This is a genomic window from Salinispirillum sp. LH 10-3-1 (genome assembly GCF_030643825.1).
Taxonomy (GTDB): domain Bacteria; phylum Pseudomonadota; class Gammaproteobacteria; order Pseudomonadales; family Natronospirillaceae; genus Salinispirillum.
Window position 1 is genome coordinate 802,668 of the sequence record NZ_CP101717.1, and the last position, 17,093, is coordinate 819,760.

Sequence of the window (17,093 nt, forward strand, 5' to 3'; positions counted from 1 at the left end):
CCTAACCCATACCCCGCCGTTCGCCATAGGATGGAAAAGTGTGGGGTCTTAGCTCATCTCTCGCCGTTTGCGATGTTAGGTTATGAAATGACCCAAGCATGGAATGAGAAGCCGCAAAGCCTTGTGATGCCTAGAGTTCTCGTCATATTTCATCATCACCTGTCCAGTTGTTAACAGTCATATAAAACCCGGTGTTAGCGTGCCCTCACTGGTATTCCAGCAAAAAACAATAAACACAATAAACCAAGTGAGAATGTCTTATGAAAAAACTGATGCGAATGGCGGTAGCCACAGCGCTGGTTGCTGCGGGTACGGCAGCCCAAGCCGGAAATCTGACCATTGAAAGCTGGCGCGTGGACGACCGTGACTTGTGGGAAGATGTGTTGATCCCTGCTTTTCAGGCGAAGCACCCCAATATCAATGTGCGTTTCGTACCGACCTCACCCACCGAATACGATTCTTCTCTGAACGCACGATTGCAAGCGGGTACGGCCGGTGACCTGATTACGTGCCGTCCGTTTGATGTGTCGTTGAATCTCTTTATGCAAGGCCGTTTGGCGGATGTGACGCGTCTTCCGGCCATGGACAACTTTGCCGACTTTGCTAAAAGTGCCTGGAGCACCGACGACGGCCAACGGCAGTTCTGCATGCCCATGGCATCGGTGATTCATGGTTTTCTATACAACAAAGAAATCTTCGCTGAGTTGGGCATAGAAGCACCGAAGACGGAGGCTGAGTTCTTTGCGGTGCTCGACCGGATTAAAGACGGTTCACGCTATACGCCATTGGCGCTGGGAACAAACGACCAGTGGGAAGCGAACCAGATTGTGTTTACCAGCATTGGCGCGCCGTATTGGGGTGGTGAGCAAGGCCGCCAAGCGCTATTAGCGGGCGAAGCACGCTTCTTAGACGATGAATTTGTGAATGCGTTTGGCCAGATGGCGCGCTGGGGTGAGTACATGGGACGCGGTTACCAAGCGCAGACCTATGGTGACTCGCAAAACCTGTTCGCTTTGGGTCGTGCGGCGATTTATCCGTCCGGTTCATGGGACATTGGTTATTTTAATCAGCAAGCCGACTTTGAGTTCGGTGCGTTCCCGCCGCCAATCCCAACCGGTGCTGACCGTTGTGTGATTTCCGACCACACGGACATCGGTATGGGCATCAATTCCGCGTCGCCCAACAAGGCAGAGGCCGAACTGTTTCTGACGTGGCTGGCCAGTGCGGAATTTGCAGATCTGTTCACCAACGAAGTCACCGGGTTTTTCTCGTTGGCGAATCATGCCGTAGACGTACGTGACCCCGTAGCGGCTGAGATGATTGGCTGGCGGCAGGACTGCGATTCAACCATTCGCCTCAATGCGCAGATCATGAACCGGGGCAATCCGAACATGGAGCAAGAGTTGTGGGTAGTGGGTAGCCAGGTGTTGAACGGCCAGATGACGCCAGAAGATGCTGCACGCCGCATTCATACCGGCTTCGCCTCTTGGTACCAGCCGCGCTAATAGCGATTCATGTGATCACGTTGGATGTTTGACGTGATGAACCCGTTGGGGTCACCTGTGCAGTTTGCAGTGACCCCTTTTTTTTACGAGGACTGCATTATGGTCACTGATGCGCAGCGTCGCTTTCCATGGCACATCATCTTTTTTCTTGGCCCTGCGGTGCTGATTTATACCGTGTTCAGCGCATGGCCGTTGCTCGATACATTGCGGCTAAGCCTGTTTACAGAAACCGGACCAGGCACGCGGGCGTTTTATGGCGTGGGTAATTTCATTACCTTACTGACCGACCCCAATTGGTCTGTACCGTTCTGGAATGCTCTGTGGAACAACACAAAATTCTTCTTGATACACATGCTGGTGCAAAACCCGATTGGTTTGCTGCTGGCTGCGCTGATCAGCTTGCGTGGTCTGCGCGGGGCAAAGGTGTATCGCACGCTCATTTTTCTGCCGACGTTGTTGTCGGTGGTGATCATCGGTTTTATCTGGCAGCTCATCCTCAGCCCGCTGTGGGGTGTGAGTGAGGGCTTATTGGAGGCTATTGGCTTAGGGCATTTATTTGATGCATGGCTCGGCAACGAAAGCTCGGCACTGATTACCTTAGCCTTGATATCCGTTTGGCAGTTTGTGGGTATCCCACTGATGCTGATTTACGCCAGCCTGATCGCGGTACCGGATGAATTGATTGAGGCTGCCGTGGTCGAGGGCGCATCGGCGTGGCGCATATTCTGGCAGATTAAGTTGCCGTTGATCCTACCGACGATGGGCTTGGTAACTATTTTGACCTTCGTCGGCAATTTCAATGCGTTCGAGTTGATCTATGCCGTTAAAGGCGCGTTGGCGGGGCCTAATTTCTCCACCGATATTCTCGGTACGTTCTTTTATCGCACCTTCTTTGGTTATCAGTCACAGATCGGCAGCGCAACAATGGGCGCGACGGTCGCGTCGATGATGTTTTTCGTCATTCTCTGTGGCGTGGCAGCCTACTTCTTTGTAATTCAGCGGCGCTTGCAGCGCTATGAGATGTGAGGGGCATGAACATGACGCTTAAAACCACCGTGAATACCGCTGCGCGCCGAGGTCCGTCGTTGGCGTGGCGCAAGCTCTGGCAGGGCGGGCCAGATGCCAAGCCGCTCAATGCCTTGGCGGTGCATGCTGTGTTGTTGGGTTATACCTTGCTGGCCTTGGCTCCAATACTGTTGGTGATTATGAATTCGTTCAAATCCCGGCGGGCCATCTTTAATGACCCTTTGGCGCTTCCTACCGTTGATAGCTTTTCATTGGTTGGCTATCAACGTGTGTTGGAACGCTCGGATTTCGGGCTGTACTTCGGCAACAGCATACTGGTCACTGTGATTCCACTGTTTCTGGTGTTGTTGTTTGGGGCCATGTGCGCGTGGGCGCTGGCGGAATATCGCTTTCGCGGCAGTCGCTTGTTGGCGTTGTACATGGCGATTGGCATCATGGTGCCGATTCGGCTGGGTACGGTGAGTATTCTGGAAATCATGGTGGCACTGAATTTGGTCAACACACACATGGCACTGATTCTGGTGTACACCGCGCAGGGTCTTCCATTGGCGATCTTTATTCTGACTGAATTTATGCGGCAGATTCCGCGCGACTTGAAAGAAGCGGCGCGCTGCGACGGCGCGAGCGAGTATCGGATATTCTTTCAGATTGCATTGCCGCTGATCCGACCTGCCATCGCCACGGTCGCGGTGTTCACCATGGTGCCGATGTGGAATGATCTTTGGTTTCCACTCATTCTGGCTCCCGGTGAGAAAACACAAACCATTCAGTTAGGCGTGCAGCAATTTATTGGCCAGTACGCAACCGATTGGAACGCGGTATTGAGCGCCCTGACCTTGGCGGTGCTACCTGTGTTAGTACTCTATGTATTCTTCTCGCAGCAGTTGATTCGCGGTTTAACGGCTGGTGCGGTGAAGTAAGTGCTAGGCACTTACATTTCACGCGAGCCTACACCACGCCATCGTCTCGTAATTGAGCGATGGCGTTTTCACTCATGCCTAACACCGATTGCAACACGGCAGCCGTATGCTGCCCCAATACCGGCGGGGCCGTTTCCGCGTTTAACGCGACGCCGTCAAAGCGTATAGGGTTGCTGACCAATTTCACCTCACCGGCGGTTGCGTGTTCGCGTTCAATAGCCATTTCACGATGCTGGACCTGTGGGTCGGCGAACACGCGGTCCAGCGTGTTTATCGGGCCGCAGGGCACGCCCTCAACTTCTAATTTCGTCAGCCATTCGTCGGTACTAAACTGCGTGAGCAAGGGTTCGAGCAAGGGAATCAAGACCTGTCGATTTGCCACGCGCAAGGCGTTGGTGGTGAAGCGTTCGTCGGTGGCCAATTCGGGTGCGCCCGCTACCGTGCAAAAGCGCTGAAATTGGGTGTCGTTACCGACCGCGAGAATGAGGTGTCCGTCGCCTGTGCTGAACGCTTGATAAGGCACAATGTTCGGGTGCGCATTGCCCAAGCGCTGGGGCACCTGCCCGGAGGTGAGGTAGTTCAGTGCTTGATTGGCAAGCACGCCGACCTGCACGTCCAGCAAGCCGAGGTCGATGTGTGTGCCAGTGCCGGTGGTTTGGCGTTGCCACAGTGCGGCGGTGATGGCATTGCTGGCGTACATGCCGGTAAAAATATCCGTCAACGCAACGCCGACTTTCACCGGGCCACCACCCGCTACTTCGTCGGGTTGGCCGGTGAGGCTCATCAGGCCGCCCATGCCTTGAATCATGAAGTCATAACCAGCACGCTGGGCATAGGGCCCTTCTTGACCGAAGCCGGTAATGGAGCAATACACCAAGCGCGGGTTTAAGGCGTGCAGGCTGGCGTAGTCGAGGCCGTATTTTTTAAGACCGCCGACTTTAAAGTTCTCAATCAAGACATCGCTTTTAAGCGCCAGTTCTCGAATCAGCGCTTGTCCGGCAGGCTGGGCAATATCAATGGTGACGGACTGCTTGCCCCGATTGGCCGACAGAAAATACGCCGCCTCGCCAGAATCACCCACCCACGGTGGCCCCCAGCGGCGGGTGTCGTCACCCTTACCGGGTTGTTCAATCTTGATCACCTCGGCACCCATATCGGCCAGCAACTGGCTGGCCCAAGGCCCTGCCAATATGCGCGATAAATCCAGTACACGAATGCCTGTCAGCGGTTTGTCCATTGCTACCTCTCTCATGTTATAGAATTACAGGATAGGCGTTGCGTGGCGAGAGTGGGTTCCAGACACGCCGTGAACCCATCCATGGGGGCTCGTCAAGCGCATCCTTGCGCTTGAACGGTCTGTTACCCACTCTCGCCACGCAACGCCTATCCGATAGCTCATCGTCAATTTAAGAATCAGGCAATGAAGGCTCCGGCGGAGACAGCCATCAGGATGCATTTTCTGTGGCGTGATTCAGTTGTATGGCCTGCTCGCAGAAGGGACAGAAGGGTAATCAAGGACCGTACAAGCGCAAGGATGCGCTTGACGAGCCTCCAGGACGGATTCACGGCGTGTCCGCGATTACCCTTCTGTCCCTTCTGCGAAAGCAGCTCGACAAGGCTTATCAGAAGAACGCTTGAATGCCTGTCTGTGCCCGCCCAAGAATCAGGGCATGAACATCGTGGGTGCCCTCGTAGGTGTTGACCGTTTCGAGGTTCACCATGTGGCGCATCACGCCGAATTCTTCGGAAATGCCATTGCCGCCATGCATGTCCCGCGCTACGCGGGCTACGTCGAGTGCTTTGCCGCAGTTATTGCGCTTGATCAGCGAAATCATTTCTGGTGCCCAATTGCCACTGTCCATCAGACGACCGACCTGCAACGCTGCTTGTAAGCCCAAGGTGATTTCTGTTTGCATGTTCGCTAGCTTCAACTGCACTAGCTGAGTTGCCGCTAATGGACGGCCAAACTGCTTGCGGTCTAGCGTGTACTGGCGAGCTGCATGCCAGCAAGACTCTGCCGCACCCATCGCCCCCCAGGCGATACCGAACCGTGCTTTATTCAAACAACCGAACGGCCCGCCCAGACCTTGCGCATTGGGCAGCAGGTTTTCGTCCGGCACAAAGGCATTGTCGAGCACTATTTCACCGGTGATCGAAGCACGCAGCGACAGCTTGCCGTGGATCTTCGGTGTGCTGAAGCCTTCGGTGCCGCGTTCAACGATAAAGCCCTTGATTTTGTTGTCGTGACTGTCTGATTTCGCCCAAACTACAGCGAGATCAGCGATAGGGCTGTTGGTGATCCACATTTTTGCGCCGGTCAGCAAATAACCGCCGTCAACTTTCTTGGCGCGGGTTTCCATCGAGCCGGGGTCGGAGCCGTGGTTTGGTTCCGTCAAGCCGAAGCAGCCGACCATTTCGCCGCTGGCTAACTTGGGCAGATATTTCATCTTTTGCTCTTCGGTGCCGTAGGCTTCGATGGGGTACATCACCAAGGAAGACTGCACGCTCATGGCGGAACGATAGCCGGAGTCTACGCGCTCTACTTCACGCGCAACGAGGCCATAAGCGACGTGGCCGACGCCTGCGCCACCGTATTGTTCGGCAACGGTGGCGCCCAACAGGCCAAGCTCGCCCATTTCGCTCATGATTTCGCGGTCGAAACGTTCTTCGCGGGCGGCGCTCATGACGCGCGGTTGTAGTTTTTCTTGGCAGTAAGCGCGGGCTGCATCACGAATGAGGCGTTCGTCTTCTGTCAGTTGTTGGTCCAGCAGTAATGCGTCGTCCCATTGAAATCCGGCCATTGCGTAGTTCTCCAGTCGTTGATTCGGTTCGGCGACTCAGCAGAAAGGTTATGCACCACCCCCTCACGGGGACGCTGTAAATACAGTCCCTGTAAGCTCGGTGGCCGCTATCCCTGCGGCCGACGCCCCTCTGAGGGGGTGGTGCATAACCTTTTCAGCTTCGAGATCATGCGTCATCACGTCAAATAAACGCATGGCTGAGTCGTGGGTTGTTTAATTCATACTATTTATTATAATAAATATCATAAATTAAGCAAGGCACACAAAAATGACCAAATTAATGTCAGGGTTAGACACCACACGGCGCTTAAAACGTGCTGATCAGATTGTGGAATCGGTTAAGCGTTGGGTGGTGGTGCAAGACATGCAGCCGGGTGAGCGCTTGCCGAATGAAGCAACCTTGATGGAACAGTTTGATTGCGCGCGCGGTACGGTACGGGAGGCATTGAAGTCGCTGGAAGTGCAGGGGCTGATTACCATTAAAACCGGCCCGAACGGTGGGGCGGTGTTGGCGCAGGTGCCTTATCCATTGGCTTCGCAACTGCTGCGTAATTTTTTGCACTTTCAGCACCCCACCGGGCCAGACATCTATCAGTTGCGTGTGCTGGTTGAGCCGCAGATTGCCGAGATGGCGGTAGGTAATTTAACCGATGCTGATCTTGCAGAGTTGAACCGTTTGACCGAGTTGTGTGCTGAGGCGCCGGCTAACCTTGAAGAGCGTTTAGAGCAACGCATTGCCGAATTGGAGTTTCACAATGTGCTGGCGGATCGTTGTGGCAATCCGTTGTTTGCTTTCTTAGGGCGATTTTTGAACGATCTGATCAAAGACCTCGTGATCTATAAGAAAGTTCAGTTGCCGGAACAACGCGAGTTCTCCGAGGCGAATCTGCATTTTCATCGTGAATTGAATGAAGCGTTTCAGCAGCGTGATCAGGCGCACGTAAAGCAACTGATGACCGAGCACATGCTGAGTGCGCAGGCGTTTAATGTTGAGCTGGAAGGGCAGTTGGTGGGTGGATTGCTCGCTGCACGGCAGTAATTTCTAAATCCTTTCTTTGGCCAGTGCCATAAGCCGTTGCCAGAGGGCTGCTTCAAGGCACTGTTTGGCCTCGCTGGCCGAGTGGCCCTGGAGGGTTTGCAGCCAGTCTTCAGCTGCGTTCTGCCAAGGTTGATGAAAGTCGGCCCAGAAGCGTTGCGCGGCGTCGGCGAAGCGCCAGCCTTCGGCGATGATCAGGCGATACATCGCCATGTGATCGGGCGTCCACCAATTCGCTTGCAGGTGGTCCAGTATTGTTTCCTCGTCCAATGCTGGCGGTGGGGTGATGTGGCGTTGCGCCAGCCAGTCATCAATGACCGCGGCCATTAATACCGCCTTGTCGGGAAAGTGGTTGTATACCGTGGGCTTAGAGACGGCGCAGGTGCTGACCACCAAGTCGATGGAGGTGCCTTTAAAACCTTGATTCAAGAACAGGCCGGTGGCTTCGGCAACAATGTGGTCCCGTTTGGACGCTCTGGCCATGTCAGTCTCGTGCTTACTGTTATTTTTACTAAGAGTAAACTTTAGCGGCGCAAAGGTAAATGCCGAGCGGACACGGCGGGATTACGTGGTTGACATTTGACCGCATAAAGAGACAATACGCTTAAGTTGGTTTGACGTACTGTTAACCGACGACTGAACGAGTATCGATTACTTCGGCTTAATGACACTGTGCAACCGACCAGTAAGGGTCTGGATATCGATGGCAGTTGGTAGGCTCACAAGGTCTATCATCGCGGATCATCGGACGGATACCCCTAGTCAACAGCAACCGTCCAAGTCGAGGGACGACCACTTGGTCCTGCCAGCATGAATTGTTACCGCAACCATGCCCACACAGGTTTATCACAACGTTGCCGCAGCTCTGCCTTCCTTGGCGTGTGTCGTGCGTTGTTTTCTCCTCTGTAAGGACCATGGACGAGTCAGCGCAGAGAGTCTGTATTCTCCCTTATCGCTGTATCGCCCTGGTGTTCATGCCTAACGCCTAGGTATGTCTTCTGATAGCTCGTAAGTCATTTAACTTTGATAAAGCGAGTGCCCACTCATGACAGAAAATAAAGATCAGCCACCCATGTTGTCCGGTGGACAAATGCTCATGCGAGCCCTCAAAGACGAGGGTGTTAAATACATCTATGGCTATCCCGGTGGTGCTGTACTCCACATTTATGATGCGTTGCACCGTCAAGAAGACGTGCAGCACATTTTAGTACGCCATGAGCAGGCTGCTACGCACATGGCCGACGCTTACGCGCGTGCCTCTGGTAAGGCCGGTGTTGTACTGGTAACCAGTGGCCCCGGCGCAACCAACGCTGTTACGGGCATCGCTACCGCGTACATGGACTCTATTCCCATGGTGATCATTACCGGCCAGGTAATGAGCCACTTGATCGGTGAGGATGCCTTCCAAGAAACCGACATGATGGGAATCTCGCGCCCGATCGTAAAACACAACATGTCGGTACGCCGCGCGGAAGACATTCCGATGTTGGTCAAAAAAGCATTCTATATCGCCGAAAGCGGCCGCCCCGGGCCGGTTGTGCTCGATATACCGAAAGACATGACCATGCCGAATGAACGCTTTCCGTATGTTTATCCAACGGAAATCAAAATGCGCTCGTACAACCCGGTGACGCGTGGGCACAGCGGTCAAATCAAAAAAGCAGTCAATCTGTTGATGCAAGCCAAGCGACCGATGATCTATTCCGGCGGTGGTGTCATTCTCGGTAAGGCATCGGACTTGCTGACCGGTTTGGCGAAGAAGCTCGGTTATCCAGTGACCAACACCCTGATGGGCTTGGGTGCGTTTCCTGGTTCAGACGATCAATTCGTCGGTATGCTTGGTATGCACGGTACTTATGAAGCCAATACGGCTATGCACAACGCAGATGTGATCTTGGCCGTGGGCGCTCGTTTTGATGACCGTGTAACCAATAATACGAAGAAATTCTGTCCTGGTGCGAAAATCATTCACATCGACATTGATCCGACCTCAATCTCTAAAACCATTACGGCAGACGTGCCCATCGTAGGGCCAGTGCGTTCGGTATTAGAAGAAATGCTGAATGCCATTGACGAGAGCAAGCTGGAAGTCGATCAGGCTGCGCTGGCGCAGTGGTGGAAGCAGATCAACGAGTGGCGCACCCGCCACGGTGGTCGCTACAACACCGACGACAGCGAAATGATGAAGCCGCAGCACGTCATTGAAACCATGTGGAAGGTGACCGAGGGCAATGCCTATGTGACCAGCGACGTGGGTCAGCATCAGATGTTTGCGGCACAGTATTACAAGTTCAACAAGCCGAACCGGTGGATTAACTCCGGTGGTCTGGGCACCATGGGCTTTGGCCTGCCTGCGGCCATGGGCGTGGCCTTGAACTACCCCGATGAGCAAGTGTGCTGCGTAACCGGTGAAGGTTCGATCCAGATGAACATTCAGGAGCTGTCGACCTGCAAGCAGTATAACCTGCCAGTGAAGATACTGAACCTGAATAACGGCTACCTGGGCATGGTTAAGCAGTGGCAGGACATGAACTATGAGTCGCGTTACTCGAACTCTTACTTGGATTCGTTGCCTGACTTTGTTGCCTTGGCAGAGGCCTATGGTCACGTGGGCATGCGTATTGAGAAACTGTCAGATCTAGAGCCTGCGCTGCGTGAGGCCTTTGCTATGAAAGACCGTTTGGTGTTCTTAGATGTGTTGGTGGAGCCGAAGGAGCATGTGTATCCGATGCAGGTGCCGACCGGCGCCATGGGCGATATGTTTTTGAGCAAGACGGAGAGGACCTAATGGCCATGCGACGTATTATTTCAGTTTTGATGGAAAACGAATCGGGCGCATTGGCGCGGGTAGTGGGCTTGTTTGCTCAGCGTGGCTACAACATCGACTCGCTGACGGTTGCCCCGACAGAGGACTCTACCCTGTCGCGCATGACTTTGGTTACGCACGGCAGCGACGAAGTCATCGAGCAGATCACCAAGCAATTACATAAGTTGATTGAAGTAGTTAAGCTGATCGACCTGACTGAAGGTACCCACGTCGAGCGTGAGCTGATGCTGGTGAAGGTTCGGGCATCGGGTGTGCAGCGCGAGGAAGTAAAACGTACCGCTGACATCTTCCGTGGCCAGATCATTGATGTAACGCCTAACACCTATACCATCCAGATCACTGGGGCCAGTGATAAACTGGATGCCTTTTTGAGTTCACTGACGCAGACGACACTATTGGAAGTAGTGCGTACAGGGGTTTCGGGTATCTCACGAGGCGAGAAAACGCTTAGTTTGTGATCTGCATTGAACACAAAATAGACCGCCCTGCTTTAAAGCAGGGCGGTTTTTTTATTTCAGAAACTGCCTGTTTGGTGAAGTTTGCTTACTGTGCTAACGTTAGCCGTTGGTAAAGTTATTGCGCCTGGATTTTCAGGTTGTGCACAAAATGTAGTCATGGTCTAAACTCTTCGAACGGAGTGACGTTTTAGATCGTCAGCGAGGATGACATGGCAGGAACCGCAACGCGTCCGTTGTTTGCCCGACAACCTATTTTTGACTCAGACTTGCGTATTGTGGGTTACGAGTTGCTTTTTAGAGGTATGGTTGGGAATGAAGCCGTATTTGAAGACGGGTCAGAGGCATCTGCTCAGGTCCTCATCAATGCGTTGACGGAAGTAGACCTGATTGAAGTGGTTGACGGCAAACGTGCGTTTGTTAATTTTACCCTCGATATGCTTTCCGCTGTTCCCGAATTTGCCAAGAAGCACCTAGTCATTGAATTGCTGGAAGATATTCCAGTCACTCCCCATCTGATCGACAAATTGCGTGAATTGAAGGCCAAGGGTTTCACCTTGGCATTAGATGATTATGGTACACGCCGCTATCCAAGGGAGTTATTGAATTTAATCGATGTCGTGAAGGTCGACCTGCTGCATGTCAGTCCGTCACGTCTGCCGCTGGTGGTCGAGTCATTGGAGTCCTTCAATGTGCAGCTGTTGGCTGAAAAGGTGGAGACGCTGGCGGACTATGATCGCTGCCGTGTGCTCGGATTCGAAATGTATCAAGGGTACTTCTTCAGCTACCCGCAGGTTATATCCGGTCGCCCACGGGGCTCTGATCGACATACTATTCTGGAGTTAATCAGTACGCTGTATCGCGAAGACGTGCAGGTTAAAGATGTGGTCGCGGTGATCAATCGTGATCCGGCCATCGCCGTTAAACTACTGCGGCTGGTCAACTCTGCTTTGTATCGTCGACAACGCGCCATTCAATCGATTCAGCAAGCCATTACCATGTTGGGCCTTAATCGACTGCGTAGCTGGGTCACGCTGTTGTTGCTGGATAAAAGCAGTGACCGTGGCAACGCATTAACAGAACTCACGTTATTCCACGCTTTTTTCTGTCAAACCGTTGCGCGCGAAACCAGCCCGCCGATGGAAGACGCTGCATTTACGGTCGGCTTGTTGAGTTGTTTGGATGCCTTCTTCGATGAGCCGATGGAAGACCTACTGAAGAACTTACCGCTCGACAATTTATTGCAACAAGCGTTGTTAGCCAATAAAGGGCGTTTGGGTGCATGGCTGCGATTAGCGCGGTTTATGCAGCGCTATCCTGCTGACCGGGTATCTGACAATGCATTGGAAAAACTGGGGTTAACGCGCGTCAAGTTGACCTCGATGCAACAAAGCACGCTGCAAGAAGTGTTTGAAGCCACGAATATCTTGGAACTAAGCCAGGAACTTATTGCATAGGGCATTAAAAAGCCCGCGATGGTCGCGGGCTTAGTGTTCATCAGCTCTTACTGATTGCGGGCCTGTGATCAGGCCTCTACGATTTTCTTCATGTCTTTCATGTAACCACGCAGTTCATCACCAATCCACTCGATTGGGTGCTCACGGATTTCGCGATTTACTTCGATCAAGCGCAGGTTATCGGCAGCGTTACCTGCGCTGGTGCCTTTGCCGATTACGTCGGTTTTAACCTTAGGCATTACGTGTTCTGCCAGCAAAGGTACCGCGGCGTTAGCGAACAGGTAGTTGCCGTATTCAGCCGTGTCAGAAATGACCACGTTCATTTCGTACAAACGCTTGCGCGCAATGGTGTTGGCGATCAAAGGTAATTCGTGCAGCGACTCATAGTACGCTGACTCTTCGATGATGCCTGATGCCACCATGGTTTCAAATGCCAGCTCAACACCAGCTTTAACCATAGCCACCATCAAGATGCCGTTGTCGAAGAACTCTTGCTCAGCAATCTTACCGCTGTAAGTCGGTGACTTTTCAAAGGCAGTCTCGCCGGTTTCTTCGCGCCAGCGGAACAGGTCTTTGTCGTCTGCAGCCCAGTCAGCCATCATAGTGCGTGAGAACTCACCGCTGATGATGTCGTCTTGGTGCTTCTGGAACAACGGAGCCATTAAGTCTTTCAGGTCTTCGGCCAGATCAAAGGCTTTAATTTTGTCTGGGTTAGACAAACGATCCATCATGTTGGTGATGCCACCCAGCTTCAGGGCCTCGGTGATCACTTCCCAGCCGTACTGTACCAAGTGGCTCGCATAGCCCGCATCGATGCCTTCTTCGACCATTTTGTCGTAGCACAGGATCGAGCCAGCTTGCAGCATACCGCACAAAATCGTTTGCTCACCCATTAGGTCTGACTTCACTTCGGCAACGAAGGAGCTTTCCAGTACACCCGCGCGGTGGCCGCCAGTGGCCGCTGCCCAGGCTTTGGCGATTTCCAGTCCTTCACCTTGTGGGTCGTTTTCGGGGTGTACGGCGATCAAAGTCGGCACACCGAAACCACGCTTGTATTCTTCACGCACTTCGGTGCCTGGGCACTTAGGTGCAACCATCACTACGGTGATGTCTTCACGAATGCGTTGGCCAACTTCAACAATGTTAAAGCCGTGTGAGTAACCCAATGCGGCGCCTTTCTTCATCAGCGGCATAACAGTTTCTACGACGTCTGAGTGCTGCTTGTCGGGGGTCAGGTTAACTACCAAGTCTGCTTGGGGAATCAGTTCTTCATAAGAACCTACGGTGAATCCGTTGTCGCTGGCGTTTTTCCAAGACTGACGCTTCTCGGAAATGGCCGCTGCACGCAGGGCATAAGACACGTCCAAGCCAGAGTCACGCATGTTTAAGCCTTGATTCAGACCTTGCGCACCACAGCCGACGATGACCACTTTTTTGCCTTTCAAGAAATCGCATTCGTTGGCGAATTCGCTACGATCCATAAAGCGGCAGCGACCCAGTTGGTCAAGCTGCTGGCGCAGATTCAGGGTATTGAAATAGTTGTTAGACACGGTAAACCTCTGTTGGTGTTGGCGGGCCGGTGATTGCACCGACCTTCCGTTATTCGACGCTGCGCAGTGTACCGCGAATTTCGTGTTGCGCAAAATGACTTGGTAGCAATGTTGTGTTGCAAAAAATGCAATACATAAGGCTCTGCCGTTCATCGGCCTAATGCACCGTTCGTCGCACCTGAAAGCCGTTTGTCGCAGGTACGGCTTGTCCCCATGTCAGTCGTGCTATTACTATGATCTCAAACACCATACTCGGTTGGGGTAGGCCCGTGCTACGTGCACCATCTTTTGTTTCCAGCGGTTGGCGTGAATGGTTCGCCGCGCTCTCTCAGTGCTTAGCGCTTTGCATGTTGATCGCCGTAGTGATTACAACGTTTAATGGTTTTACGTTGTGGCGCAACCTGTGGGTGTCCGCCGGCTTCGGTGTGCCCATCGTAGTGATGGTCAATTGGGTGTACCGTTTGAACCCCAACGGCCGGGAGTGGAACAACAACTTTATTGCGCTGGTGCTGGGGTTCGCCATCGGTGTGCTCAACTTGATGGCGGTGATTTTCACCAGTCACCCTGAGTCGATCGCTCAGCTCAATGTGCGCGTGTGGATTGGCAACCTGGTGTTCTCTTTCGCTATCTGTCTTGCCGTGTATTACTTCTTTTATACGCGCTATCGTATGCAGTGTTTGCGGGCCGAGGTATTAGAGCGCCAAGCGCAAGCCGCTGACCGTGAACGCTTGCTCGTACAGAGCCAGTTGCAAGTATTGCAAAGTCAGATAGAACCGCATTTCCTATTCAATACCCTTGCCAACGTACAAGGGCTTGTCGATATTGAGCCCACCAAGGCGAAGCAGATGATTGCCGCGTTGACACAGATGCTACGGGCGAATTTGCAACGTACACGTGCGACCAGCACCACCCTGATAGAAGAGTTTGAAATTGCTCGCTGCTACCTGGATATCCAGTCTATTCGCATGGGTGAGCGGCTGACCTACCAACTCGACTTGCCCGAAACGCTGCAAAACTGTGTCGTGCCGCCCATGTTGCTGCAGCCCTTGGTTGAAAACGCCATTACGCATGGCTTTGAGCGCAGTACCGGTCCTGGCCAGGTTGTCATTCGCGCGAAAGCACAAGACCAGCAGCTTTGTCTTAGCGTGCAGGATGATGGTTTGGGCTTTGTAACGGGTAACGCTGGCAGCGGAGTAGGTTTGACGAACGTCCGCGAACGCTTACAGTCGTTGTACGGCGATGACGCCAGCCTGACCCTCACTGCCTTGGCGCCGCATGGCGTTCTGGCCGAAATTCGGTTGCCTCGCTATGGTCAGTAACCCCTTGCCGATGACAGCAGTCATTGCCGACGACGAACCCATTTTGCGCTTTCACCTTAACCGGCTGTTGGGTGAATTGGCGCCCAATTTAGACATAGTCGCCATGGCGGCTGACGGCGATGAAGCCTTGGCTTTGGTGCGTACTGCTAAACCCGATGTGGTGTTTCTAGACATCAAGATGCCCGGTAAGTCCGGGCTTGAAGTAGCAGCGGTGTTGCAAAAAGAGGGCTTGACCGCGCAATGCGCCATCGTTTTCCTGACGGCTTACGATCAATACGCTGTCGAGGCCTTCGAGCGGGAAGCGGTCGATTATCTGCTCAAACCGGTAGATGAGAAGCGCCTGCAACAGACACTGATACGCGTCGAAAGTCGTCGTTTGGCACCCAAGGCTGTGGATGTTGATCTGCTTAAGCTGCAGCAACTGTTGCAGGCCAGCACGCCCATGCCCGTGCAGCACTTGCAATGGATCAATGCGCAACGAGGCGACGATATTCATGTGGTGGCGGTAGAGCAGGTGCTGCAATTTAAAGCTGAAGATAAATACACCACCGTGGTGACGGCGCAAGGCGAATACCTGATTCGACGTTCGTTAAAACAATTGGAAGAGGAGTTGTCTCCCGATCAGTTTTGGCGCGTCCACCGCAATACCATTGTGCAGGTGTCTGCCATTGAACGGGTCAGTCGCAGCTTGACCGGGCAATACAGCGCGCATCTAAAACAATGCGCGCAGCCGGTGGCCGTCAGCCGTCGTTTTGCGGAGCGTTTCAAGCAAATGTAAGGAGCGGCTCAGCTCACGCCAACGTAGCGTCCAGGTTTATGGTTGATGGTCAGTATCAGGTTCATGCTGATGGCACCCAGCACCGACAGCAATACTTGCGGCCATGGCAACAGTGCAAAGGCAATACACAGGATGACGGCGTCAACGCCCATTTGGAAGGTGCCGGCACGTATGCCGAAACGATCCTGCAAGTACAGGGCGAGAATGTTGATGCCACCGAGGCTGGCACGATGACGAAACAGCATCAGAATCCCTACACCGAATAAACAGCCACCCAGTATGGCGGCGTAGGCTGCATTGAGGTGCTCAAAGCTCACCAAAAGCGGCATTGCCTCGGAAAATGCCGATAGCAGGGCAACAGCGGTAAAGGTCTTGATGGTAAACTTCCAGCCCATCTTGATGATGGCCAACGCATAGAATGGCAGATTCAATAAAAAGAAAATGGGGCCAAAGCTCCAGCTGCTGCTGTATTGAATTAAAAAAGCGAGGCCGGCCGTACTACCGGTCAGTAACATTGCGTGGCTATAGAGGGTAACACCGAGTGAAACAAATAAAGTGCCCAAAACAAGGGCTATGCCGTCCTCGACCAATGTGTGCTTTTGGCCTTCGAAACCCGGTGTGTCGTATTCTTGCGTCATTATCATGCCAGATTGTTGATTAAGGGCGGCATTATACGCCGAGTGTACGCGCAATCGAAATCAGCATGTGGTCTGGGTGGCGATAATCCAGTGGTATGGGGTGCAGAGTGCTTTCTACCGCGACCGCCAGTGAGGGAAAGCTGTCCAGGCCTAGGCGGCGCGCAAAAGAGATCTCTTCCATTAGGCGTTGGTTTGTTTCTGCGCTGGCCAAATTGTGCTCAAAGTCGGTAGGCTCCATTCCAATACTGATCGCGCAGTCGCGCAGCACATCTGCATCTGAAGGGTTGCGTGCGCGGCAATAGTACGCTCGTTGAATGGCCGCTATCATGAGTATTTCTTTACCCTCGTCACGAGCCAGTAACGCAGCACGACAGGCGTTGTAAGTTGAGCGCCTGGGCGTGTTGAGGTGCCAAAAGTCATAGTTGAAGGAAACGCCTAATTCGTTTTCGATGCGGTGCCAAGTAGCTTCCAATTTAGTCCGCATATCCATCGGCATTGGGTGGTCGGAATCCGGCGCTAGCCCTCCGACTAAATATCTAATTCGCAGTTCTTCTTGGTTAAAGCGCGCGCTCAAAGCTGCCTGTAGCCTTTGCCAGGTCGGGCTGAAACCATAACACCAACTGCACATGGGGTCGTGAGCGTAGTACAGAGTTGCGTGCGGCATGGCAGGATACCTTTTGGTCGATGTCGCTGTTACGACACTTGTTGAGACACTATATAGTGGCGTGCTACGCAATTATTGGCAAACAAGACATGACAATGCGTTGTAGAAACTGCAATG

At 53.1% G+C, this 17,093-nt stretch carries 15 protein-coding genes; 9 read left to right on the plus strand and 6 right to left on the minus strand.

Features of this window, described 5'->3' with window-relative positions; all coding sequences use genetic code 11:
• Positions 1 to 260 precede the first annotated feature (260 nt).
• The 3 genes from NFC81_RS03520 (at position 261) to NFC81_RS03530 (ending at position 3,451) form a co-directional block, all read left to right on the plus strand.
• Positions 261 to 1,505: an ABC transporter substrate-binding protein gene (locus NFC81_RS03520; RefSeq protein WP_304996156.1), complete on the plus strand. Its 1,245-nt coding sequence runs from the start codon at positions 261 to 263 to the stop codon at positions 1,503 to 1,505.
• Between the two features lie 99 nt (positions 1,506 to 1,604).
• A complete protein-coding gene (locus NFC81_RS03525; RefSeq protein ID WP_304996157.1) occupies positions 1,605 to 2,531 on the plus strand; it encodes a carbohydrate ABC transporter permease in 927 nt (308 codons plus the stop codon).
• Positions 2,532 to 2,542: 11 nt separating this feature from the next.
• Positions 2,543 to 3,451 (plus strand): carbohydrate ABC transporter permease, encoded by a 909-nt coding sequence (locus tag NFC81_RS03530; RefSeq protein WP_304996158.1) that lies wholly within the window; start codon positions 2,543 to 2,545, stop codon positions 3,449 to 3,451.
• 28 nt (positions 3,452 to 3,479) lie between these two features.
• Here the strand turns inward: NFC81_RS03530 and NFC81_RS03535 are convergent, their stop codons facing one another.
• Both NFC81_RS03535 and NFC81_RS03540 read right to left on the minus strand, forming a co-directional pair.
• The gene (locus NFC81_RS03535) at positions 3,480 to 4,688 is read right to left on the minus strand and encodes a CaiB/BaiF CoA-transferase family protein (protein WP_304996159.1); all 1,209 of its coding nucleotides are present in this window, start codon (positions 4,686 to 4,688) and stop codon (positions 3,480 to 3,482) included.
• 385 nt (positions 4,689 to 5,073) lie between these two features.
• Positions 5,074 to 6,252 (minus strand): acyl-CoA dehydrogenase, encoded by a 1,179-nt coding sequence (locus NFC81_RS03540; RefSeq protein WP_304996160.1) that lies wholly within the window; start codon positions 6,250 to 6,252, stop codon positions 5,074 to 5,076.
• Between the two features lie 268 nt (positions 6,253 to 6,520).
• Between NFC81_RS03540 and NFC81_RS03545 the strand changes: the two genes are divergently transcribed.
• Positions 6,521 to 7,291 carry an FCD domain-containing protein gene (locus tag NFC81_RS03545; RefSeq protein ID WP_304996161.1) on the plus strand — a complete coding sequence of 257 codons (771 nt, stop codon included), beginning with the start codon at positions 6,521 to 6,523 and terminating at the stop codon, positions 7,289 to 7,291.
• A gap of 3 nt (positions 7,292 to 7,294) precedes the next feature.
• Here the strand turns inward: NFC81_RS03545 and NFC81_RS03550 are convergent, their stop codons facing one another.
• On the minus strand, positions 7,295 to 7,771 hold the full coding sequence (locus tag NFC81_RS03550) for a TetR/AcrR family transcriptional regulator (protein ID WP_304996162.1): 477 nt from the start codon (positions 7,769 to 7,771) through the stop codon (positions 7,295 to 7,297).
• Positions 7,772 to 8,360: 589 nt separating this feature from the next.
• Here NFC81_RS03550 and NFC81_RS03555 point away from each other — a divergent pair.
• From NFC81_RS03555 to NFC81_RS03565, 3 genes are all read left to right on the plus strand, one after another.
• Complete coding sequence (locus tag NFC81_RS03555; RefSeq protein WP_370529924.1) at positions 8,361 to 10,076, plus strand: acetolactate synthase 3 large subunit; 1,716 nt, start codon at positions 8,361 to 8,363, stop codon at positions 10,074 to 10,076.
• A 5-nt stretch (positions 10,077 to 10,081) separates the two neighbouring features.
• Entirely contained in the window at positions 10,082 to 10,573 is a 492-nt protein-coding gene (gene ilvN, locus NFC81_RS03560; RefSeq protein WP_304996164.1) for an acetolactate synthase small subunit, read from the plus strand.
• A gap of 209 nt (positions 10,574 to 10,782) precedes the next feature.
• Positions 10,783 to 12,027: an HDOD domain-containing protein gene (locus NFC81_RS03565; protein ID WP_304996165.1), complete on the plus strand. Its 1,245-nt coding sequence runs from the start codon at positions 10,783 to 10,785 to the stop codon at positions 12,025 to 12,027.
• A gap of 68 nt (positions 12,028 to 12,095) precedes the next feature.
• On the opposite strand, the gene ilvC is transcribed toward NFC81_RS03565, so the two are convergent.
• Positions 12,096 to 13,577: a ketol-acid reductoisomerase gene (ilvC, locus tag NFC81_RS03570; RefSeq protein WP_304996166.1), complete on the minus strand. Its 1,482-nt coding sequence runs from the start codon at positions 13,575 to 13,577 to the stop codon at positions 12,096 to 12,098.
• 347 nt (positions 13,578 to 13,924) lie between these two features.
• Here ilvC and NFC81_RS03575 point away from each other — a divergent pair, with 347 nt between their 5' ends.
• Positions 13,925 to 14,896 (plus strand): histidine kinase, encoded by a 972-nt coding sequence (locus NFC81_RS03575; protein WP_304996167.1) that lies wholly within the window; start codon positions 13,925 to 13,927, stop codon positions 14,894 to 14,896.
• On the plus strand, positions 14,886 to 15,674 hold the full coding sequence (locus NFC81_RS03580) for a LytTR family DNA-binding domain-containing protein (protein ID WP_304996168.1): 789 nt from the start codon (positions 14,886 to 14,888) through the stop codon (positions 15,672 to 15,674). Before NFC81_RS03575 ends, NFC81_RS03580 begins: the two co-directional genes overlap by 11 nt.
• A gap of 8 nt (positions 15,675 to 15,682) precedes the next feature.
• Here the strand turns inward: NFC81_RS03580 and NFC81_RS03585 are convergent, their stop codons facing one another.
• Both NFC81_RS03585 and NFC81_RS03590 read right to left on the minus strand, forming a co-directional pair.
• Positions 15,683 to 16,318: a YitT family protein gene (locus tag NFC81_RS03585; RefSeq protein ID WP_304996170.1), complete on the minus strand. Its 636-nt coding sequence runs from the start codon at positions 16,316 to 16,318 to the stop codon at positions 15,683 to 15,685.
• A gap of 25 nt (positions 16,319 to 16,343) precedes the next feature.
• Positions 16,344 to 16,976, minus strand: coding sequence for a DsbA family protein (locus tag NFC81_RS03590; RefSeq protein ID WP_304996171.1), 633 nt, complete (start codon positions 16,974 to 16,976; stop codon positions 16,344 to 16,346).
• Between the last annotated feature and the right edge of the window lie 117 nt (positions 16,977 to 17,093).